This window comes from Nocardiopsis quinghaiensis, assembly GCF_008638365.1.
In the GTDB taxonomy this organism is placed as follows: domain Bacteria; phylum Actinomycetota; class Actinomycetes; order Streptosporangiales; family Streptosporangiaceae; genus Nocardiopsis; species Nocardiopsis quinghaiensis.
In genome coordinates, this window is sequence record NZ_VWVU01000007.1 from 192,641 (window position 1) to 213,776 (window position 21,136).

A 21,136-nucleotide genomic window follows, 5' to 3' on the forward strand; every position below is an offset into this window, starting at 1 on the left:
ACACCGGGCGTGGACTCGTGTCCCATCCCACGCACCCGCTTTACACGTTGCCAACAAAGTCGCCGACAGCCATGCATGTTGACGATGGCGGCGAAGGGCCCGCGCAGGTCACAGTGGGGATATCAACGGAGATACCAGTAGGAGGAACCGTGCGCATCGGCGTGCCCCGTGAGATCAAGAACCACGAGTACCGGGTGGCCATCACTCCTGCGGGGGTCCACGAACTGGTCAGCCGGGGCCACGAGGTGGTCGTCGAGCGCGACGCGGGCCTCGGTTCCTCCATCCCCGACACCGAGTACGAGACGGCGGGTGCCCGCATCCTGGACACCGCCGACGAGGTGTGGGCCGCGGGCGAGCTCATCCTGAAGGTCAAGGAGCCGATCGCGGCCGAGCACCACCGCATGCGCGAGGGGCAGACCCTCTTCACCTACCTGCACCTGGCCGCCTCCCGCGAGTGCACCGACGCGCTGCTGGAACGGCGGGTGACCGGTATCGCCTACGAGACCGTGCAGCTGCCGGACGGCTCTCTGCCGCTGCTGGCTCCGATGTCGGAGGTCGCGGGCCGCCTGGCCACGCAGGTGGGGTCGGTGACCCTGCAGCGTCCCAGCGGCGGCCGCGGTGTGCTGATGGGCGGGGTGCCGGGTGTGCGCCCGGCCCGGGTGACCGTGATCGGCGCGGGTGTGTCCGGTCTGAACGCGACGCAGGTCGCGGTGGGCATGGGCGCCGACGTGACCGTGCTGGACCTGAACGTGAACAAGCTGCGGCACGTGGACTCGATCTACCAGGGCCGGGTCAAGACCGTGGTGTCCAACGCGTTCGAGCTGGAGCATTCGCTGCTGGAGTCGGACCTGGTGATCGGCGCGGTACTGGTGCCCGGGGCCAAGGCGCCCAAGCTGGTGTCGAACGAGCTGGTGTCGCGGATGCGCCCGGGTGCGGTGCTGGTGGACATCGCCATCGACCAGGGCGGCTGCTTCGAGGACTCGCGTCCCACCACGCACGCCGACCCCACGTTCCAGGTGCACGACACCGTGTTCTACTGCGTGGCGAACATGCCGGGGGCGGTGCCCAACACCTCCACCCACGCGCTGACCAAGGACACCCTGCGCTACACGGTGGCGCTGGCGGAGAAGGGCTGGCGGCGGGCCCTGAGCGAGGACGAGGCGCTGGCCGGGGGCCTGAACACCTTCGACGGCGACGTGGTGTCGGCGCCGGTCGCCGAGGCGCACGGGCTCAAGCACCGCCCGCTGGACGAGGTGCTGGCCACGGGCTGAGACGGCGGACCCCGCCCGGGGCCGTCCACGGTGCCGGTCGGCGCCGTGGACGGCCCCGTCGCGTGAGGGGGTCCCGGCGTGGGGCCGGGGGTGCGGGGCGACCGTGGGGTCCACCCACCGGGCCGGCCGGGTGGCACGGACCGCACCGCTCGGGCTGGTCGTGCAGGTCGGCTGGCGGTACCGTCGAGTGGACAGCCCGTGTCCGGCCCGGTGGTCGGGCGACCGGCGGGAGGACGAGCACCGAGGTGGGACAGCGTGGCACACACCGGCTCGGCGACCGCGACCCGGATCGTCGAACTCGAGCTGATCGGTCTGCGGCCCCAGTCGGGCGTACGGGGCACCGACACCGACGGCCCCGCCCTGGTCCGTGTGGCCGACGACGAGGGCGTCAGCGGCTGGGGGGAGCTTCCACGCGCCACCCGGCCCCAGTGGGACGCCCTGGTCTCGGTCTTCGCCCCCGCCCTGCTGCGCCACTCCTGGAGACGGCCCACCGAGGCGGGCGAGGCATGGGCGGACCTGCCCTGGGACCCGGCGGTGGCCAGCGCCCTGGACACCGCCTGCTGGGACCTGTGGAGCCGCCAGCACAGCACCCCGCTCTCGCACGCCCTGGGCGGGGAGCGCACCGCGCTCACGGCGGGTGTGACCCTGCGCCGGCAGGTGACCGTGGAGTCGGTGGTCACCGAGGTCAACCGCCAGGTCGGATCGGGCTTCAGGCGGATCCGGCTGGAGATCGAGCCGGGCTGGGACGCCGACGTGGTGCGTGCGGTGCAGGGCAGCTTCCCGTTCCTGGTCCTGCAGGCCGACGCCGGTGGACGGTACACCGAGTCCCCCGCCGACCTGGACGCGCTGCGCGCCATGGACGGACTCGGCCTGCTGGCGATCGAGGACCCCTTCGCCCCGGGCGATCTGGCCGCGCACGCCCGCCTGGCCTCGGAGCTGCGCACCCCGGTGGCGCTGGGCCGGTCGCTGGACTCGGTGGAGGACCTGTCCGAGGCGATCCGCGCCGAGGCCGGTAAAGCGGTGAACGTGGACCTGACCCGGCTGGGCGGCCTCACGGCGGCCCGCCGCGCGGTGGACCGCGCCGTGGACGCGGGCTGGCAGGTCTGGTGCGGCTCCTCGGCGGTGACGGGGGTCGGCCGGGCGGCCGCGGTCGCGCTGGGGTCCCTGTCGGGAGCGTCCCTGCCGGTGGAGATGCCCGGTGCCGGGAACCGCTGCCGCGACCTGGTGCTCCCGCCGGTACGCGCGCATGACGGGGTGGTGCCGGTCCCGTTGACGGAGAGCGGCCTGGGACACGGAGTGGACCGTGCGGCGGTGGCCGGGCGCACCGCGCGGGCCCTGCTGGTGGACGCCGAGGGCACGCGTGAGGCCCTCGTCGAGCGCGGACGCGGCGGTGGAGCCCGCCGTGGCCCGGGCCGCTGACCCCGCGGGACCTCCCCCGAGGGGCTCCCCCGCTCCCTTAACCGAACAGTGTTAGGTAGGGTTGCGACACCGTCCGGCCCCCGTTCCGGACCCGACGACTGTGGAGGCGCGGTGCGCGTATTCGCCGACATCAACGAGGTCATCGCATCCCAGGGTGAACACCTGGGCTACACCGACTGGGTGACCATCGACCAGGAACGGATCTCCCTCTTCGCCGACGCGACGGAGGACCGCCAGTGGATCCACATCGACCAGGAGAAGGCGGCCGCGGGCCCCTTCGGCGGCACCATCGCGCACGGGTTCCTGACCCTGTCGATGCTGGCCCACTTCTCCCAGTCGTCCATCTCGCTCACCAAGAAGCCCAGCATGTCCATCAACTACGGGCTCAACAAGGTGCGCTTCCTCCAGCCGGTCCCCTCCGGTTCGCGCATCCGCGACGGTATCGAGCTCAGCTCGGTACAGAAGTCCCCCAAGGGCTACCTGGTGGCCACGACCCACACCGTGGAGATCGAGGACCACGAGCGCCCCGCCCTGGTCGCCGAGTCGCTCGGCCTCTGGGTGCCGTAGGCCCTTCCCCTCCCCGAGGGGTTCGTTCGGGCGCCGGCGGGGTCCTGGAGGTGGCGGAGGTGGGACGACGGGTACTGCGGCCGAAGGCCGTCGTTTGAGGGTGGTGGCGGGCGACGGCGCGGGCACGGGCCGTCACACCGGAGGCACCGAAGGTTCCCGCCTTTGGCGGCGCCCGGACCTGGGGCGAAGCGAAGCGGAGCCCCAGGGCAAGCACTGCCTCAGCGGACGATTCTGCGCAGCACGCGGCGGACCAGGTCCGGGGTGAACCAGCGCAGCTTGCGCTCGGCCCGCTCCGCACGTCGCCGCAGCCTCCCGGCCTCGTTCTCGGCGCGGCTCAGGCGGCGGCGCAGAAGGTCCGTGTCACCCTCGGCGGCGCCGGTCTCCTCCGCCGCGGCGGAGGAGACCGCGAAGATCCCCTCCCCACCCGTCCAGTGGATGCCGCAGACCTGCTCCACCAGCTGGTCGTGGTCCTCCTCCCCCGGTCCGGAGGAGAGGTGGCGGGCCCTGGCGTAGGCGGCGGTGCGCTCCATCCGCAGCGCCCCTTCTCCCTGCGCGTCCCCGGGCGGCAGCGAGCGCAGCAGCCCCGCCCCCGTGCGTTCGGCCGTCCGCAGGAGCTCTCTGAGGGCTCCGGGCTCCAGCCGCGCCCCGGCGGGCGCCCTCAGCAGGAAGGGCACGCGCGGATCGTGTTCCGGCTCGGAGCCGGTGAACCGCACCCGGGGGTCGCCGCGGAAGAGCTCCCTGACCAGTCGCAGGTCCAGGTTCTCCTCCTCCAGCAGGGGCCTGCGCCCCTCTTCGAGCGCGTCCCACGGACCGACGAGCCACAGCCGGACGTCGGGGGTGGTGCCGGACAGCAGCGCCGAGGCGGTGGTGTCCACGTCCTCCAGGGCGGCGCCGTCCACGTCCATCACCGCTTCCAGCACCGGCACCTCCCACAACCGGCCCGGACGCCGGTCGCGCAGGTGGAAGTAGGGCATGCGGTTGGCCAGGTACGGCATCCTGTAGCGGGTGCCCGCCTCGCGCCGGGTCTGCATCTGGGTGCGCCCCAGGTGCCAGCTGCTGGTGTCCAGGTCCGGGACGAAGACCGCCCCCTGCTGGGAGGCCCGGTAGCCGAACTCGCTGTCGCCGCCCAGGATGAGCTCGGCGTCCATCCCCCCGGCCCCGTCGAACAGGGTGCGGTGCAGGGAGCCGGTGGCCCCGATGAACACCTTGTGGGCCTTGTGGTGGGCGGTGCGGAGCTGGTCCTGCCTGTCGATCGTCCGTTCCACCCAGTGCGGGTCGGCGCTCTCGCGGTCGAACAGGTCCGCCGCCCTGCCGGCGCGTACCTGCTCGGCCACGTACTCGGGGTTCATCGTCTCGGGGTCGAAGTCGACGAACATCTTGTGGCCCATGACCACCGCGTAGTCGACCAGGTGGTGCCAGCGCATCTGCGACTCGACGTGCTCGCGGTAGACCAGCATGTCCGCGTCCAGACGCAGGACCACCTGTCCGGAGGAGGCCGCCACACCCGTGTTGACGGCGTGCGCCGATCCCCACCCGCCGGGGGCGGAGGTGATCAGCCGCGTGTTCTCCGGACGCACCGGCGGCAGGGTGAGCGGCTCGGGCGAACCGTCGTCCACCACGACCACCTCCGTCAGGTGCGCGGGATAGCTCTGCGCGGACAGGGAGGCCAGCACCATCGCCAGCTTGTCCGGATGGCCGTGGGCGGGGACGACCACCGACACCGACAGCGCCGGGGTCCACTCCCCCAGCGGCGGCGGCCGGAGCACCGAGTAGTCGTTGCGCCACAGCCGGGGCATGGACCGACCGTCGAGGCCGTGCGGATCGGCGCCCCGGATCCGCGTCACCGGGTCCGTCCGCTCCCCGCGCTGACCGGGTACCAGCCCCGACCCGGGAGCGTTGTCTGAGGTGGTCAACGGTGTCCTCCCGTGTACTCGGTCACTCCGTCGGGCTGTCCCAGGGGTTCGGGTGCCCCCTCCATCAGGGCGCTGGGACGCCAGCCGGACCACTGCCTGGTGCTCTTGCGCACGAAGTAGCCCGGGTCCTCGTTCCACGTGTGGCCCTCGGCCACGCGGCGCAGCACGTAGCACAGCCCGTGGGCGCGGTAGATGCGCCCGCCGCCGCGCCGCACGGCGAGGAGGAGTTGGCTGTCGACCGCCCGGGGCAGGGGGCGGAAGCCTCCGACCTCCTCCAGCACCGAGCGGTCGGTGAGGATGGTCCCTCCCGCGACGTGGGGTGAGGGGAGTTCCGAGTGGTAACTCCTCCACGCGGTCAGGTCCAGTTCCTGGAGATAGACGTAGTCCGTGCTGCTGCCCACCAGGTCGGCCCCGGAGTAGGTACGCGCCAGCATCAGGTCGGCCAGGTGTTCGGGGCCGTACCAGTCGTCGTCGTCCCACTTCGCGATGATCGGCCCCGAGGCGCGGTCGACGGCGTCGTTGAGCACGGCCCCGAACACCTGGTCCGCGGGGGCCTCGTGCACGGTGGCCCGCGCACCCGTGGCGGTGAACTCGGCGATGGCCGAACCCACCTCGGGCAGGTCGGCGGAGAATCCGTGCAGGGTCAGCACCACCTCGAAGCGCACGTGGCGCTGGCGGGCGATCTGGGCGAGCGCGAACCCCACCATCTCGGGGCGGCGGGTGCACATGACCACGGAGACCAGGGGGTCGGGCGGCAGCGGGACTCCGGCCCACCGGGCCAGGGAGCGCCAGCGGGTGAGCTGGCCGTGGGTCCGCAGGGCGGCGCGGCGCAGCCGGATGCTGTGCTCCTCGCGGAGGAGCGGGTCGCGCAGCGCCTCCTCCCCCACCGCGGTCAGCAGGTCGGCCAGGGGCTGGCCGAGGGCACGCGCCCAGGCCGGGACGGGCCCGCTGAGCGTCGGTACGCCCGCGGCCGCGAGGGAGGCGACCGCGCGTACCGCGGCCGCGGGTCCGCCGTGCCCGGACCAGTCCACCCGGACGCCGCGCAGGTAGCGGACCCGGCCGATGTCCAGGTCGGTGACCGTTCCGTTCTCGGGAATCGTGGCCAGGATCCTGTGCCCGTCGCGGATGACCGCGTGCTGGTCGTGGACCGTGAGATCGCCCATGGGACCGCCGGACTTCCGGGCGAAGCCGCAGGGGTTGATGACGCGCTCGTCGATGGGGGCGACCAGCTCCGTGGGGTCCGCCTCCCGCACACGCGGGGGACCGCCCTCACCGGCCCCCGACGGGCGGTGCGCGCCCTCGGAGCGGGTCAGTCTCTCCCAGGATCCGGCTGCGGTGGTCTCCAGGTCCAGGCAGGGGACGGCCTCGTCCTCCCAGACGGGCAGCGGACCGCCGTCGTGGGTGCGTACGACCAGGTCGACGACCGGTGTGACCCGGCGCAGCGGAACGGGGCCGGTGGCGCTCACTCCCGAGGCCGCGACGTCGCCGGAGCGCCACAGGGCGCCTTCGGGTCCGTGCAGCCCGCCCAGGGGCACGGGCCTGGGACCACGCCGGCGGCCGCCTGTTCCGTGCAGGACGTTGTCCAGGGCCGGGGCGGTGTCGGTGCCTCCGGGGAAGAACAACTCGCAGACCCAGCCGCTCTTGCCCGTACGGCGCAGCCGCAGTTCCTGCAGACCCCGCCATTCGTCGATGCCGGGAGGAGAGGGCAGCAGGGGCCCCTGGTGGCCCGGCATGTCGGCCACGGCCGCGACCAGGTGCACGGCGGGCGGCAGGTGGACCGCCGTGGTGAGGGATCGGCGAAGGTCGGTGAGACTGGCCGCGACGACCGCCAGCAGCCCGACCTCCTCCGTCTCTCCCAGCCCGCCCACGCCCCTCACCCGGACCGGCTCGCCCATGGGACGGGTGTCCAGGTCGACGACCCGGTCACGGGCCCCGAGCCGGAGCCAGTCGAAGTAGACGCAGCCCCGCCCCTGGAATCCGGTGTGGCACAGCACCGCGGGTTCGCTTCCGCGTGTGCGCAGGCCCTGGCGGAGTACGGAGGTGATCATGGGGCGACCTCGGTGGTGTGGGAGGCGGAGTCGCGGCCCGTGGGACGCGCACCAGTTCCGAGTGCCCAGCGTAGCCAAATAATCACCGGGCGCACCCGGGGGTGGCGGTGTGTCGCGAACGACCGACACACCGCCGTACCCCTCCCTCCGCCCGGAGGTCCCTCAGGACCGGATCAGCGGGCCAGCTTCCGCAGCGCCCTGCGGGCCAGCCCGGGGGTGAACCAGCGCAGCTTGCGCTCGGCCCGCTTGGCCCGCGCCCGCATCCGCTCCACCTCGGCGAGCGCGTGGTCGAGCTTGCGCCGCAGCGCCTCGGGGCTCTCGGGCCTGGCCTGCCCCTCCTCCTCCGGGACCACGAAGTCCGTCCCGGGCATCCAGTGGGTGCCGTAGACCTCCTCCACACCCCGGTCCAGGTCCTCGGCCGCGGCGTCCGGCCGGAAGCGGCGGGCCCTGGCGTAGGCGGAGGTCCGCTCCAGGCGCAGGACGCCGTCGCCCCGGGTGGCCCCGGGCATGGGCGCGCACAGCAGCCCCGCCTTGTTCTTGTTCGCCTCGCCGATCAGGTCGGCGACCGCCCCGTCCCGCGGCGCCGCCCCGACGGGCATCCGCAGCAGGAAGGGCACGCGCGGATCGTGTTCCGGCTCGGAGCCGGTGAACCGCACCCGGGGGTCGCCGCGGAAGGTCTCCCCGACCAGCCGCAGGTCGAGCCGTTCCTCGTCCAGCGGGGAGCGCCGCCCCTCCCCCAGCTCGGCCCAGGGGCCCACCAGCCACAGCCGGATGTCGGGGGTGGTGCCGGACAGCAGCGCCGAGGCGGTGGTGTCCACGTCCTCCAGGGCGGCGCCGTCCACGTGCATGACCACGTCGACCAGCGGCACCTCCCACTGACGGTCGGGGCGCCTGCGGCGCAGGTGGAAGTCGGGCACACGGTTGGCCACGAAGGGGGCGCGGTAACGGGTGCCCGCGTCACGACGGGTCTGCATCTGGGTGCGCCCCAGGTGCCAGCTGCTGGTGTCCAGGTCGGGAACGAACAGGGCACCCTGCTGGGAGACCCGGTAGGCGAACTCGCTGTCGCCGCCCAGGACCAGTTCCCCGTCCAGGCCGCCCGCGGCGTCGAACAGGGTGCGGTGCAGGGAGCCGGTGGCCCCGATGAACACCTTGTAGGCCATGCGGTCGGCGGTCCGCAGCCTGTCGTGGTTCGTGATCGTCTGCTCCACCCAGTGCGGGTCGGCGCTCTCGCGGTCGAACAGCTCGGCGGCGCGCCCCTCACGGACCTCGGCGGCCACGTACTCGGGGGTCATGGCGCCGGGGTCGAAGTCGACGAACATCTTGTGGCCCATCGCGACCCCGTAGTCGACCAGGTGGTGCCAGCGCATCTGCGACTCGACGTGCTCGCGGTAGACCAGCATGTCCGCGTCCAGACGCAGGACCACCTGTCCGGAGGAGACCGCGACACCGCTGTTGACGGCGTGCGCCGATCCCCACCCGCCGGGGGCGGAGGTGATCAGCCGCGTGTTCTCCGGACGCACCGGCGGCAGGGTGAGCGGCTCGGGCGAACCGTCGTCCACCACGACCACCTCCGTCAGGTGCGCGGGATAGCTCTGCGCGGACAGGGAGGCCAGGACGAGCGCGAGCTTGTCCTGGTGCCCGTGGGCGGGGACGACCACCGACACCGACAGCGCCGGGGTCCACTCCCCCAGCGGCGGCGGCCGGAGCACCGAGTAGTCGTTGCGTCGCGCGCGGGGCTGGTCCCGGTAGTCGGCCTCCCCCCGGGGGAGGGCGGCCCCGGGCTCGGGCCCACTGTCATGGGAGCTCGGCTTCGGGCTCGTGTCAAGCGTGGTCAACGGATCTCCCCCGTGTACTCGGTGGCGGGCTGGCCGAGAGGCGAGGGCTCGCCCTCCATGAGGGCGCTCGGACGCCAGCCGAACCACTGCTGGGTGTGGTCGTGCAGGAAAAAGGCCATGTCCTCGGACCAGGTGTGCCCGCCGCCGGTGCGGCGGAGCACGTACCCGAGTCCGTGGGCGCGGTAGATGCGCCCGCCGCCTCGGATGACGGCGATGAGGAGCTGGGTGTCGATGGCGCGGGGCAGCGGCCGGAAGCCCCCGACCTCCTCCAGCACCACCCGGTCGGTGAGGATGGTGCCCCCGGCGATGAACCGGGTGGCGGCCTCGGACCTGCGGTTGCGCCAGACCGTCAGGTCGACCTCCTGGAGGTAGACGAAGTCCTGGCCGACGCCGACGAGCTCGGCGCCGGAGTAGGTGCGCGCCAGCAGCAGGTCGGCCAGGTGGTCGGGGCCGTACCAGTCGTCGTCGTCCCACTTGGAGATCAGGTCGCCGGAGGCGCGGGCGACGGAGTCGTTGAGCACCGAACCGAAGACCCGGCCCGCGTCGGCCTCGTGCACGACCAGCGGCCGCCCGGTGTCCCTGAACGCGGCGACCGCGGAGCGCACCTCGGACCGGTCCGCGGAGAATCCGTGCAGGGTCAGCACCACCTCCAGGTCCACGCCGCGCTGCCGGGCGATCTGGGCGAGCGCGAAACCCACCATCTCAGGGCGGCGCGTGCACAGGATGACCGACACACGGGGTTCCCGGGGCAGGGGGATCCCGGCCTCGGCGCCCAGGGCCCGCCAGCGGGAACGCCGGCCGTGGGTCCGCAGGGCGGCACGGCGCAGGCGGACGCTGTACTCCTCACGGCGCAGCTGGTCGCGCAGGTCCTCGTCCCCGGCGCTGGTGATCAGGTCCGTGAGCGGTGCGCCCAGGCCCGACGCCCAGGCCGGCACCTCGCCGCTGAGCAGGGGCACCCCGCCGGCGGCCAGCGAGGCGACCGCGCGCACGGCGGCGCTGGGCCCCGTGTGCCCGGACCAGTCCACCCTGACCCCGCGCAGGTGGCGCAGCCGTGACAGGTCGACGTCGGTGACGGTGCCGTCGGCGGCGACGGTGACCAGGTCCTTGTCACCCTCCCGGACGACGGCGTGGGCACCGTGGAGCGTCAGGTCGGCCAGGTTCCCGTTCCCGACCCTGGTGAACCCGGTGGGGTTGACCGTGGTCTCGTCGATGGGCGCGACGGCGTTGACGGACGCCGCCTCGGTGCGCGCGGTGGTGGCGGCCCGGACGTCGGTGTGCTCGTCGGAGGCGATCCGCTCCCAGGAGTCGGCGCCGGTGGTGGCACGGTCCAGGACCGGGACGACCGGGTCGGTCCACTCGGGTCGCTCGCCGCCGCCGGACACGCGTAGTGCCAGGTCGCCGACCGGGGTCACCCGGCGCAGCGGGACGGGCCCGGCCGCGTCCACGCCCCGCGCGCCGGTGTCGCCGGGCCGCCACAGGGCGGCCTCGGGTCCGTTGAGGACGGCCATCGGCGCGGTGGCCGGGCCCCGGCGGCGGCCGCGGGTGCCGTGCACGACGGCGTCGATCACCTGGGCGGTGTCCACCCCGTTGGGGAAGAACAGTTCGCACACCCAGCCGCTCCCGTCCGCGCGGCGCACCCGCACCTCCTGGAGGTCACGCCACTGGCCCATGCCCGGGGAGGCCGGGATCGGGGGCTCCTGATGACCGGTGGTGGCGGCCAGGGCGACCAGGACGTGCACGGCCCGGGGCAGGTGCACGGCGGCGGTGAGGGCGCGGTGCAGGTCGGTGGGCGTGGCGGCCAGGACCGCGACGAGCCCGACCTCGGCCTCCCCGTCCCTGATCCAGGCTCTCGGGAGTTCCAGAGGCCGGCCCAGGGGGTGGGCGTCCAGGTCCACGAGGAGGTCGTCGGGGCGTAGCGGCAGTTCGGCCAGGGTGGAGCGGGTGTCGGCGCCCGCGTGGCACAGCACGGCGGTCTCGGTGCCACGGGCGCGCAGAGTGTGCCGCAAGGCGGTGGTGATCATCGGGTGACCTCGGGTGTGTCGGTCGGGCTCCGGCCGGAGCCCGACGGGCGGTGCGATGGCAGGCCGTGGGAGGTGTGGGAGGCCGTGAGGGATGCGGGGACCACGCGGGGCCGCGGGAGTGGCGGCGGGGCTCAGGCCCCCTTGCGGCTGAAGACGTGGGCGCCCTTCTCCGCGGCCTCCTCGGTGCGGTGGAGTTCGGGGTACTCGTCGAGCCAGCGGTCGCCGAGGCCGCGCTCGTCGGTGCGTGCGGCGTCGTCCAGGACGATGACGACGTCCTCGGTGCAGCGCGGCAGCAGGACGGGTACGGCCGGGTAGCGGGCCTGCAGGCCGGTGGCCTTGGGCGGGCCGTCGACGAACACCAGGCCGATGCCCTCCAGGTCGGCGAAGGCCGAGGTGTCGTACCAGCGGTCGGCGGTCGGGAGCCTCTGGCCGTCGACGGTGACCGTGGTGCCCGCGGTCCCGGTCAGCGGGGCGTGGCGGATCTCGACGACGTCGTCGAGCCCGTGCGCGGCGACCAGCTCACGGCTGAGTTCGGCGTAGCGGGCGTCGTGCTCGAAGGCGACGAGTCTGCCGCCGCCCGCACGGCGCAGCGCGTAGCCGATCCAGACACTGGAGGCGCCGCTGCCGCATTCCACGACCAGTTCCGGGCGCAGCCGGTCGATGTGGCGGACCAGCACCCTGAGCACGTCGGGGGATGCCGCCCAGCCGCGCAGGGGCGGCATGAAGGCGGCCGTGTCGAGGTGTTCGCGCAGCTCGGTCCAGGCGACCTGCTGCTCGTAGTCGTTGCGGCCCTGCACGGTGACCGCGTTCCTGATCTCGCGGTTCATCCGGGGGAGCGTGTGCTCCTGGAGGTGGACGAAGCGCTCGCGGACGCCTTCCAGTGCGCGGACGTTCTCCAGCCGGTCCTGGCCGAACGCCTCGGTGATCCTGCGGCCGTGGGCGTCCACCGCCGTGGTCACGCTCCTGGACAGGGCGCCCATGCGGCGGGACAGCAGCAGCACGCCCAGTCCGAGGGCGCCCACCGCGGCGCAGAGCAGACCGAGGAGGGTGAGGGTGACCACATCCGCCCAGCCGATCACGCCCGAGACCCCCAGCGCGGCGGGGACACAGAGCACGGCGACACCGGCCACCGCACCGGTGACCAGGATCGGACGGAGACGACTGCGAAGCGACCGCATGGACGGATACCTCCACGGGAGTTCCTGGCGCGGCGCCGCCGAGTGCGGGCCGCGGGGGGACGAGAGGGGAAGGAGCCGGTTTCCCCGTGTTGAACCACCGGTGCACCCGCTCCTGGCGGAGGCGGTGCCCGGCGAACCGCTCAGACGCCTCCGACCTTAACGCTTCGGGGAAATAACGGATGCTCCATGACGGAAATCGAAACCTGGAGTACACGCAATTCCCCTGCTGTTCACCCTCTCCTCATGCATTTCTCATTTCTGTGCATCCGGTGTTTTTCTTCTGTTTCGAAGGATCCGTCACCGCCCCATGGTCCCGCACGGGGCCTCCACGCGCCCGGTGCCCGCGTGGCCGCTCCGGACATGCCGCGCACACCGATCACGCCGCCACCAGGGCCTCCGGTCTGCGTCGGCGCTCCGCGGACCCGCCGCGGCGCTCCTACGGCGGCACTGACACGGGTGGAGGAGGTGGGCACCGCGTCCGGGCGGAACGGGGAGTGGGCCCGGGCTCCGAATTCGTCCGCGGATTGTCACCGCCCCTTGTCGCCGGCTCCGGATCCGCCCGGGTGAATGCCGACCGGGCGCACGTCCAACGGTCCGATGACAGGCGGATGTCGCCCTCCGGGAAGACACGCGGATCCCTCCACGGAAAGCGCTCCGCATCCCGTCGCACCACACGTGCGAGGAGGTCCCCCCATAAAAGTGATGATTGGAAGGAGGTAGGAGGGGAAGTGCTGGAGGGGACGGTGGGACGGCGGGCACGAGAGTTCTCCGTGAGGGTCCGGCGCCCGCGGCGACACGGCCCACACGGCCGGTGACCGCGAGAGTCCGGACACCGGGCCCGGCGAACCCGGTTTATTCCCGGGCCGGAGTGTAAACAGCCTGACATCGGGTGAGCGGTCGGCTGACTGATAGCTTGCTGCCTAGCGATCCCATCGCTGGTAAACACGACGAATCGCGTCATTGGAAAGGTGCGTCAGAAGAGATGTCTGCGCCGTACTCGCTTCCCGAACTGCCCTACGACTACGCGGCCCTGGAGCCGTGGATCTCCGGTCAGATCATGGAGCTGCACCACGACAAGCACCACGCGACCTACGTCTCCGGTGCCAACACGGCCCTGGAGAAGATGGCCGAGGCCCGCGAGAGCGGCGAGTTCGGGACCATCCCGATGCTGGAGAAGAACCTCGCCTTCAACCTGGGCGGGCACGTCAACCACTCCATCTTCTGGAAGAACCTCTCCCCCGAGGGCGGTGACAAGCCCGAGGGCGAGCTGGGCGCCGCCATCGAGGACCAGTTCGGCTCCTTCGACGCCTTCCGCGCGCACTTCACCTCCGTGGCCACCACGATCCAGGGCTCGGGCTGGGCGATCCTGGCCTGGGACGCGCTGGGGCAGCGCCTGATCATCGAGCAGCTCTACGACCAGCAGGGCAACACCGCCCTCAGCTCCGTTCCGCTGCTGATGCTGGACATGTGGGAGCACGCCTTCTACCTCCAGTACAAGAACGTGAAGGCCGAGTACGCCAAGGCCTTCTGGAACGTGGTCAACTGGGCCGACGTCCAGGAGCGCTTCCAGAACGCCCGTGGGATCCAGATCGGCTGACGCCCGCGGCTCCCGTCCGGTGCGTGCGCCGGACACGGCGGAGGGCGGCACCACGCGTGGTGCCGCCCTCCCGCGTGTCGGGGTACCCGTCCGGGCGGGGCCGCCCGGCGCCCCGCCCGCGTCCGCCGGTCCGGGAACCGTGCCGGGGACGGGTCGGATCAGACCACCAGGCGGACCGGGTCCTCGGCCACCGGGCCGTACCGGTCGAGTTCGCGCCAGGCCCGGGCCAGTCGCCAGACCAGCTCCTCCCGGGCGGCCCGGTCGTAGGCGAAGGGCAGCCGGAAGCACTCGGAGTGGCGGTCGTCGGTGAACGCCGACATGATCGCCCCCGGAACGAGTTCCACGTCGTGGCAGAGCGCGACCTGCACGTAGGCGCGGGCGTCCACGCCGGGCAGGCGCACCCACAGGGCCGCCCCACCGTCGGGGCGCTTCCACTCCCAGGAGGGCAGGGCCTCGCCCAGCAGCTTCTCCATGTGGTCGAGCGCCTCGCGCAGCATGTCGGAGCGCTGGCGGGAAAGCTCGTCGTAGCGCTCCAGCAGACGCACGGTCACCGCCTGGTCGAGCAGGGGGCCGGCCAGGTCGGCGAGGACCTTGCGGCGGCTCAGGCGCAGGGCCATCTCGGCGGGCGCGCGCATCCAGCCCACCCGGAGCCCGGCCCAGCCGACCTTGGACAGGGACTCCACGGTGATGACCTCGGCTCCGCGCGGGGCGAACGCGGCCAGCGGCGGGGGCTCGTCCGCGGCCCGCATGCCGGTGTAGGCGGAGTCCTCCAGGACGGGTACGCCGTGGCGCGCGGACAGCTCACCCAGCTCACGGCGGCGCGCCACGGACATCATCGTGCCGGTGGGGTTGTGGTACGAGGGCATGGTGTAGATCAGGTGGGGCGCGTGCTCGGCGACGGCACGGCGCACACCGGTCCCGTCGATGCCCTGGTCGTCGAGGGGGACGGGGACGAAGCGGGCGCCCCGGTCGCCCATCAGGTCCAGGCAGCCCACGAAACCGGGATCCTCCACCACGACGGGCGAGCCCCTGCGCAGATAGAGCTGTGAGACCAGGTTGACGGCCTGGTGGGCACCGGTGGTGACCACGATCTGGTCGGGGGTGGTGGGCAGGCCCCGGCCGCTGTAGTGGTCGGCGATGGCCCGGCGCAGCGCCGGCAGGCCGCCCGGATGGTAGGAGCCCTCCGCCATGAGCGCGGGCAGGTCCTCGGCCACGACCTCGCGGATGGCCTCCTCCACCCCGGGGAGCGCTGGGGTGGACAGGCAGGCGGTCGAGATGAGGCCCTCCTCCCGCTGGAAGAGGTTGCGGTACATGGGGTTGCCGTTGCCGTTGGCGGTCCAGCCGTCCGAGCGCACGGGCGCGACCCGGCTGCTGATGCGGGTGCCGCTGCCCTGCCTGCTGTCGAGGATGCCCGCCGAGCGCAGGGAGTCGTAGGCGGAGACGACGGTGGTACGGCTGATTCTGAGGGCGGTGGCCAGGGCGCGCTCGGACGGTAGGCGCTCACCGGGGGTGAGGGTGCCCTGGTCGACGAGCTCGCGCAGGGTGTCGGCGAGGCGCCGGTAGAGGGGACCTTCGCCACGGGGCCAGGTCCCGAGAAGGTCCGCGAGCTCCGCGACACTCCGAGAAGAGTCCATTTTTCCCTCCATTGGATCTACTGGGGCTACCCCCGGACTTCCATAATGGCATCCAACAGGGGGTACCACCAGAGCCAATGCGACCCCTTGAAAGCAGTCCATTCCTTCTGGGAGTCCTCATGCAGTTCCTGGTCCAGAGTCAGCGCGTGCCCGCCGTCCGTCCCGCCGCCCCCCACCGCCCGCGCTGGGACAGGGACCACGGTCGGGGCCCCCGCGGCGCCTCGCCGATTCTGGTGGAGGCCCGCACCGTCCGGGGCGACCGGCGTTTCCTCGGGGCGTTCGCCGCCGCGCTGCGCGAACGTGCTCGGGGCAGCCTCGGACACCTGGAAGAGGTCCACTTCTCCGACGATGGGGACCGGATACACCTGATCGCGCTGTGGCGCTCCCCGGTGGACCTCAGGTCCTTCGTGGAGGAGGCCCACCCGGACGTGCTGGCCCTGCGCGCACGCAGCGGCGCCTTCCCCGAGGTGGAGCGCGTCCTGTGGTGGTCCGCCTCCGGGGCCCCGGTGTCCTGGGAGGAGGCCGGGGAGCGTGCCCGGTGGCTGCGTGAGCGCGGTCCCGGCCCGCACACGTTCACACTGGCCTCGCCGGTCCCCGCTCCGGCGTGACGGCGCCCGTCCACGTGCCGCCCAGGCACGGGGCCAGGAAGCGGCGGGACACGTCCGCGAACGCGGGCGCGGCCAGTGCCCCGCTGCCCTCCGGCACCGCGCCCGCCAGCGGACCCGCGCCCATGGCGGGCAGGTCGGTGAGGTTGCAGCGCATGGCCAGGTCGCAGCGGTCCGGCCAGGACCCCACCACCACGCCGGCCGGGGACAGTCCGCGGGTGCGCAGGGCCTCCGCGGTCAGCGCGGTGGCGTTCAGCGTGCCCAGGCCGGGTCCGGCCACCACCAGCACCGGCGCGGACAGCAGCACCGCGACGTCGGCCAGGGTCTGGCCCTCGGCGTTCAGCCGCACCAGCAGGCCGCCCGCGCCCTCCACCAGTACCAGGTCGTGCGCGCGGGCCAGGCCCCACACTGCGTCGGCTACCCCCTCGGCCCGCACGGGCGCCGCCCCGCACCGGGCGGCGGCCGTGGCCGGGGCCAACGGGTCGGGGTAGCGGACCAGTTCCTCCGTCGTCACGCCCGGCGCGAGCCGGGCCACGGTGTCCGTGTCACCGGACCCGCTCGGCCCCACTCCGGTCTGGGCGGGCTTGAGCACGGCCACCCGTCGACCCCCCGCACGCGCCAGCGCGGCCACCGCCGCCGTGACCACCGTCTTCCCGACCCCGGTTCCGGTCCCGGTCACCACCAGGACGCTCATCGCGGCCCCCCTCCCAGCGAGGCCCGCACCGCCGCGACCATCCCGGCGGTGATCGCGGCCACGTCCTCCGGACCGCACACGTAGGGCGGCATCGCGTACACGTGGTTGCGGAAGGGCCGCAGCCACACCCCCGCCTCCACCGCGGCGCGGGTGGCCTCGCCCGTCCGCACCGGCGTGTCCAGCTCCACCACCCCGACGGCGCCGAGCACCCGCACCTCGCGCACCCCCGGCAGACGTGCGGCGGGAGCGAGGCCCTCGCGCAGTCCGGCCTCGATCCGTGCCACGTCGCCCCGCCAGTCGCCCCGCGCCAGCAGCTCCACCGAGGCCAGCGCGGTCGCGCAGGCCAGCGGGTTGCCCATGAACGTGGGCCCGTGGGCGAGCACCGGTACCTCTCCCGCGGCGATGCCCCGGGCCACCCGGCCCGTGCACAGTGTCGCGGCGAGGGTCAGGTATCCGCCGGTCAGCGCCTTGCCCAGGCACATGACGTCGGGTGCGATCCCCGCGTGGTCGGCGGCGAACAGCTCACCGGTACGGCCGAAGCCCGTGGCGATCTCGTCGAAGACCAGCAGCAGCCCGTACGCGTCCGCGATCCGCCGCAGCTCACGCAGGTAGCCCGGGTGGTGGAAGCGCATGCCGCCCGCGCCCTGTACCACCGGCTCGACGATGATCGCGGCCAGTTCACCCGCGTGCTCGGCGGCCAGGCGCTCGAAGGCGGCCACGTAGCCGGGGTCGGGCCCGGTGTCGAACCCGGCGGGCGGTTCGGGCGCGTACACCTGCGCGGGCAGCACGTCCCCCCACAGGGAGTGCATTCCGCCGGAGGGGTCGCAGACGCTCATCGCGTGGAAGGTGTCGCCGTGGTAGCCGCCCCGCCAGGTGAGGAAGCGGCGCCGCTCCGGGTTCCCGGTGGAGCGTTGGTACTGCAGGCACATCTTCATGGCCACCTCCACCGACACCGAGCCGGAGTCGGCGAGGAAGACGTGCTCCAGCGGCTTCGGGGTGACCGCCACCAGCGTCCGTGCCAGCTCGGCGGCGGGCCCGTGGGTGAGTCCGCCGAACATGACGTGGCTGTAGGCGTCCACCTGGCCGCGCACCGCCGCGTCCAGCACCGGGTGGCGGTAGCCGTGGATCGCCGACCACCAGGACGACATCCCGTCCACCACGTGGTGCGTGCCCTCCTCCGACCACAGGGTCAGCCGCGTCCCCTCGGCCCCCGTGACCACGTACGGCCGCTCCGCCGCGGGAACCGTGGTGTAGGGGTGCCACAGGTGGGCGGTGTCCGCGGCGCGGATCCGCTCGGGGAGGAGTCGGGCGGTACCTGTGCCGGTGGGTGTCGGAGTCATGGTGGTCCATTGTTCACTCTCCGTACGCACGCGTGCCCGTACGGTACCGCCAAGGAATCCACGCGGATCTTTGTGGGCTTCCACGGGTGACGTGCGCATGCGCCGACCGGCAGAGTCGTAGACGCCTCCCTGGCACGAAGGACCGGGCCGCCCCAGCGGGATTGGCCGCCGCTGGGTCGGCCCTTCCGGGGCCCTCGCCCCCGCTCCTGCCCCTGCCCCTGCCCGAACGGCCGGAGTGCGCCCGGCACTACCCGAGGAGACCGCCGCCCGCATGCCGAGCCCCGCCGTCGCCGGTACCGCCCCGTCCCGCCGCCCATGGACCCTGCGGGCCTCGGCCCGCCCGCGCTCCGCGCGCGAACTGCCCCCGGAGCACCCCTTCGCGTGGCTGGACGGGACCGCCCGGAGGCGCGCCGAGGCCGGGCTGACACGTCGCACCGTGCCCCGGGACGCCGACGACGGCCTCCTGGACCTGGCGGGCAACGACTACCTCGGACTGCTGCGCCACCCGGACGTGGTGGAGGCGGCCGCCGACGCCGTACGCGTGTGGGGCGCGGGCGCGGGCGGGTCGCGCCTGGTCACCGGGGACACCGGCCTCCACCACGAACTGGAGCACGAACTCGCCGACTTCTACGGCGCGGAGGCGGCACTGGTGTTCTCGTCCGGGTACGCGGCGAACCTGGCGATGGTCACCGCGCTGGCCGCCCCCGACGGCGGCGCCCCTCCCCTGCTGGTGTGCGACCGCCACAACCACGCCTCCCTCATCGACGCGACCCGGTTGGCCAGGGCCTCCGGCGCGCGCGTGGCGCTCTTCGACCACGCCGAGCCCGACCGGGCCGCCGAGGCGCTCGCGACCGCAGGGGGGAGGTCCCTGGTGCTGAGCGACACCGTCTTCTCCGTGGACGGCGACCTCGCCGACACCGCCTCCCTGGCCCGGGTGGCCCGCGGGCACGGTGCCGCGCTGCTGCTGGACGACGCGCACGGCCTGGGCGTGGTGGGCCCCGGCGGACGGGGCACGGCCACCGCCGCCGGGCTGCGGGGCGCGGACGACGTCGCGGTGTCGGTGACCCTGTCCAAGTCGCTGGGCTCCCAGGGCGGCGCGGTGCTGGGGTCGCGCCGGGTGATCCGCCACCTGGTGGAGACCGCGCGCACGTTCGTCTTCGACACCGGTCTGGCCCCGGCCCCCGTGGGCGCGGCCCTGGCCGCTCTGCGCGTGCTGCGCGCCGAACCCGGGCGGGCCGAGGCGGTGCGCGAACGGGCCCGGCGGCTGGCGGAGGGCCTGCGCGAACGCGGGTTGTCGGCGAGTACGCCCGACGCCGCCGTGGTGTCCGTTCCGGCGCCCTCCCCGGAGGCCGCCCTCAGGTGGCGGGCGGCCTGTCTCGCGGCGGGCGTGCGCGTGGGGTGCTTCCGTCCCCCGTCGGTACCGGACGGCCGCTCCCGGCTGAGGCTGACCGTCCGGGCGACCCTGGACGAGGGCGACATCAACCGCGTTCTGGAGGTCATCGAGACGAAACGCCCCAGGTAGTCTTGCGGATGCACAGGAGCCGTCCGGGACGTGGGAGGCAGCAGCGGTCGTGTCAGCACGTGGCGAGGAACCCGAGGTGCCGGAACCGGTCTCTGGCGACCCCTCCGCCTCCGAGCCCGCGCGGGGCGCGGACCGCGCCGGGACCGACAGAGTCCGCGAGGGCTCCGACACCGCTGTGCCCGACGGCCCCGGCGACGGTGAGGCCCCCCATGGCGGCGGCCCCGGCGGCGGCCCCGGCGGCGGCTCCGACGGCGACGGCCCCGACGGGCCCGGCCACGATGACGAAGGCGGCGGTCGGCCACGGAAGCGGCGCCGGTCCCGGACCGCCGTCGCCGTCTCCCTCGTCCTGGTCCTGGTGGCCACCCTGGCTCTGCCCTTCACCCGCGACGGCCTGGTGTCCCTGTGGTGCGACGTCACCGGAGGCGTGTGCCCGGCCGAGGAGTTCCCCCCGATCGCCGAGGACGAGGGTGCCGACCAGCGGACCCGGATGAAGCCGGAGGAGGCCGCGCTGTGGGGCAACTACGTGGCCCTGGGCGACTCCTACTCCTCCGGCGACGGCGCGGGCGGCTACGACCCCGCCACCGCCGAGTCGGGCGGCTGCTGGCGTTCGGAGAACGCCTACCCCGAGGTCGTCGGCGAGGAGTTCGACTTCTCCGGCGCACTGGCCTTCTACGCGTGCAGCAGCCACAAGGGCTCGGAGATGATCGACCAGCTCGGCACCCCCGAGTCGCAGATCGACCGGGTCACCGAGAACACGTCCCTGGTGACCCTGGGCATCGGCGGCAACGACCTGGGGTTCATCCCCGTCCTGCGCACCTGCATGATGCGGATGCCGCTGCTGGAGAGCAGCGTCTGCGTCGAGCAGGAGGAGGACGTCGAGAAGCGGATGGACACCTTCGAGAAGACCCTGACCGAGATCCTCGGGGAGGTCCGCGACCGCGCGCCCGACGCGCGCGTCCTCGTCCTGGGCTACCCGCGGCTCTTCCCCGAGGACCCGCCGGGCATGTACTACACCCTCACCAAGAGCGACCAGCTGTGGCTGAACGGGCTCGGCCAGCGGTTCAACGAGCTCATCCGCGACGTGGCCTACCGGGTGGACGGCGACGTGTACGGCTCGCGCGGGACCGGCAGCGTCGAGTACGTGAACACCTTCTCCGCACTGACCGGGCACGAGGTGAGCGCCGAGGACGCGTGGCTGAACGGGATCGTGCTCGGCCAGCTGGGTGAGGGGCTGCGCGTGGACCGCGCCAGCTTCCACCCCACCGCTCTGGGGCAGATGTCCATCGCCGAGCGGGTGCGCCTGCAGATCGAGAAGGGCCCGGAACGGGTGCTCTACGTGTCCCGGGAGACCCTGGACAACGTCGACCAGGAACAGTTGATGTCGGAGCTGGGCGGTCCGCTCGACCCCGCGCTCAACGCCGAGACCTCCGAGGCCCCCGAGGCCCCCGAGGTCCCGGACTCCGCCAGCGACGAGGCCGGCGCCCCCTGACCT

Annotated in this window: 15 protein-coding genes; 7 read left to right on the plus strand and 8 right to left on the minus strand. The window is 73.4% G+C overall.

All coding sequences use genetic code 11. The annotated features are described in order from the left end of the window. Positions 1-149: 149 nt before the first annotated feature. From ald to FYX01_RS16240, 3 genes are all read left to right on the plus strand, one after another. The gene (ald, locus tag FYX01_RS16230) at positions 150-1,271 is read left to right on the plus strand and encodes an alanine dehydrogenase (protein ID WP_150242221.1); all 1,122 of its coding nucleotides are present in this window, start codon (positions 150-152) and stop codon (positions 1,269-1,271) included. 255 nt (positions 1,272-1,526) lie between these two features. Further along, positions 1,527-2,690, plus strand: a complete 1,164-nt coding sequence (locus tag FYX01_RS16235) for an enolase C-terminal domain-like protein (RefSeq protein WP_150242223.1) — start codon at positions 1,527-1,529, stop codon at positions 2,688-2,690. A gap of 111 nt (positions 2,691-2,801) precedes the next feature. After that, positions 2,802-3,257, plus strand: a complete 456-nt coding sequence (locus FYX01_RS16240) for a MaoC family dehydratase (RefSeq protein ID WP_150242225.1) — start codon at positions 2,802-2,804, stop codon at positions 3,255-3,257. 218 nt (positions 3,258-3,475) lie between these two features. Here the strand turns inward: FYX01_RS16240 and FYX01_RS16245 are convergent, their stop codons facing one another. The 5 genes from FYX01_RS16245 to FYX01_RS16265 form a co-directional block, all read right to left on the minus strand. Further along, positions 3,476-5,170 (minus strand): glycosyltransferase family 2 protein, encoded by a 1,695-nt coding sequence (locus tag FYX01_RS16245; RefSeq protein WP_394350474.1) that lies wholly within the window; start codon positions 5,168-5,170, stop codon positions 3,476-3,478. Further along, positions 5,167-7,218 (minus strand): glycosyltransferase family 2 protein, encoded by a 2,052-nt coding sequence (locus tag FYX01_RS16250; RefSeq protein ID WP_150242227.1) that lies wholly within the window; start codon positions 7,216-7,218, stop codon positions 5,167-5,169. Before FYX01_RS16250 ends, FYX01_RS16245 begins: the two co-directional genes overlap by 4 nt. 173 nt (positions 7,219-7,391) lie before the next feature. Next, positions 7,392-9,053, minus strand: coding sequence for a glycosyltransferase family 2 protein (locus FYX01_RS16255; protein WP_150242229.1), 1,662 nt, complete (start codon positions 9,051-9,053; stop codon positions 7,392-7,394). Next, positions 9,050-11,074 carry a glycosyltransferase family 2 protein gene (locus FYX01_RS16260; RefSeq protein WP_150242231.1) on the minus strand — a complete coding sequence of 675 codons (2,025 nt, stop codon included), beginning with the start codon at positions 11,072-11,074 and terminating at the stop codon, positions 9,050-9,052. Before FYX01_RS16260 ends, FYX01_RS16255 begins: the two co-directional genes overlap by 4 nt. A gap of 131 nt (positions 11,075-11,205) precedes the next feature. Beyond that, a complete protein-coding gene (locus FYX01_RS16265; protein ID WP_150242233.1) occupies positions 11,206-12,252 on the minus strand; it encodes a class I SAM-dependent methyltransferase in 1,047 nt (348 codons plus the stop codon). A 982-nt stretch (positions 12,253-13,234) separates the two neighbouring features. Here FYX01_RS16265 and FYX01_RS16270 point away from each other — a divergent pair. Further along, entirely contained in the window at positions 13,235-13,849 is a 615-nt protein-coding gene (locus FYX01_RS16270; RefSeq protein WP_150242235.1) for a superoxide dismutase, read from the plus strand. 158 nt (positions 13,850-14,007) lie between these two features. Here FYX01_RS16270 and FYX01_RS16275 read toward each other — a convergent pair whose 3' ends face one another. Then, positions 14,008-15,483 (minus strand): aminotransferase-like domain-containing protein, encoded by a 1,476-nt coding sequence (locus FYX01_RS16275; protein WP_150242237.1) that lies wholly within the window; start codon positions 15,481-15,483, stop codon positions 14,008-14,010. A 119-nt stretch (positions 15,484-15,602) separates the two neighbouring features. Between FYX01_RS16275 and FYX01_RS16280 the strand changes: the two genes are divergently transcribed. Continuing rightward, positions 15,603-16,091, plus strand: a complete 489-nt coding sequence (locus FYX01_RS16280; protein ID WP_150242239.1) for a DUF3291 domain-containing protein — start codon at positions 15,603-15,605, stop codon at positions 16,089-16,091. Here the strand turns inward: FYX01_RS16280 and bioD are convergent. Next, complete coding sequence (gene bioD / locus FYX01_RS16285) at positions 16,057-16,782, minus strand: dethiobiotin synthase (protein ID WP_150242241.1); 726 nt, start codon at positions 16,780-16,782, stop codon at positions 16,057-16,059. The two genes, FYX01_RS16280 and bioD, sit on opposite strands and share 35 nt — an antisense overlap. After that, the gene (locus FYX01_RS16290) at positions 16,779-18,122 is read right to left on the minus strand and encodes an adenosylmethionine--8-amino-7-oxononanoate transaminase (protein WP_150242243.1); all 1,344 of its coding nucleotides are present in this window, start codon (positions 18,120-18,122) and stop codon (positions 16,779-16,781) included. The genes bioD and FYX01_RS16290 overlap by 4 nt, the downstream gene beginning before the upstream one ends. 271 nt (positions 18,123-18,393) lie before the next feature. On the opposite strand from FYX01_RS16290, the gene FYX01_RS16295 reads away from it, so the two are divergent. Then, positions 18,394-19,644: an 8-amino-7-oxononanoate synthase gene (locus FYX01_RS16295; protein ID WP_150242245.1), complete on the plus strand. Its 1,251-nt coding sequence runs from the start codon at positions 18,394-18,396 to the stop codon at positions 19,642-19,644. A gap of 49 nt (positions 19,645-19,693) precedes the next feature. Then, a complete protein-coding gene (locus FYX01_RS16300; RefSeq protein WP_150242248.1) occupies positions 19,694-21,133 on the plus strand; it encodes an SGNH/GDSL hydrolase family protein in 1,440 nt (479 codons plus the stop codon). The last annotated feature ends 3 nt before the right edge of the window (positions 21,134-21,136 follow it).

What these genes read in the sequence shown, in the direction of transcription:
- FYX01_RS16250 (WP_150242227.1), bottom strand. Translation starts at nt 7,218, where the DNA reads ATGATCACCTCCGTACTCCGCCAGGGCCTGCGCACACGCGGAAGCGAA.
- FYX01_RS16260 (WP_150242231.1), bottom strand. Translation starts at nt 11,074, where the DNA reads ATGATCACCACCGCCTTGCGGCACACTCTGCGCGCCCGTGGCACCGAG.
- FYX01_RS16265 (WP_150242233.1), bottom strand. Translation starts at nt 12,252, where the DNA reads ATGCGGTCGCTTCGCAGTCGTCTCCGTCCGATCCTGGTCACCGGTGCG.
- FYX01_RS16270 (WP_150242235.1), top strand. Translation starts at nt 13,235, where the DNA reads ATGTCTGCGCCGTACTCGCTTCCCGAACTGCCCTACGACTACGCGGCC.
- FYX01_RS16275 (WP_150242237.1), bottom strand. Translation starts at nt 15,483, where the DNA reads ATGGACTCTTCTCGGAGTGTCGCGGAGCTCGCGGACCTTCTCGGGACC.
- FYX01_RS16280 (WP_150242239.1), top strand. Translation starts at nt 15,603, where the DNA reads ATGCAGTTCCTGGTCCAGAGTCAGCGCGTGCCCGCCGTCCGTCCCGCC.
- bioD (WP_150242241.1), bottom strand. Translation starts at nt 16,782, where the DNA reads ATGAGCGTCCTGGTGGTGACCGGGACCGGAACCGGGGTCGGGAAGACG.
- FYX01_RS16290 (WP_150242243.1), bottom strand. Translation starts at nt 18,122, where the DNA reads ATGACTCCGACACCCACCGGCACAGGTACCGCCCGACTCCTCCCCGAG.
- FYX01_RS16295 (WP_150242245.1), top strand. Translation starts at nt 18,394, where the DNA reads ATGCCGAGCCCCGCCGTCGCCGGTACCGCCCCGTCCCGCCGCCCATGG.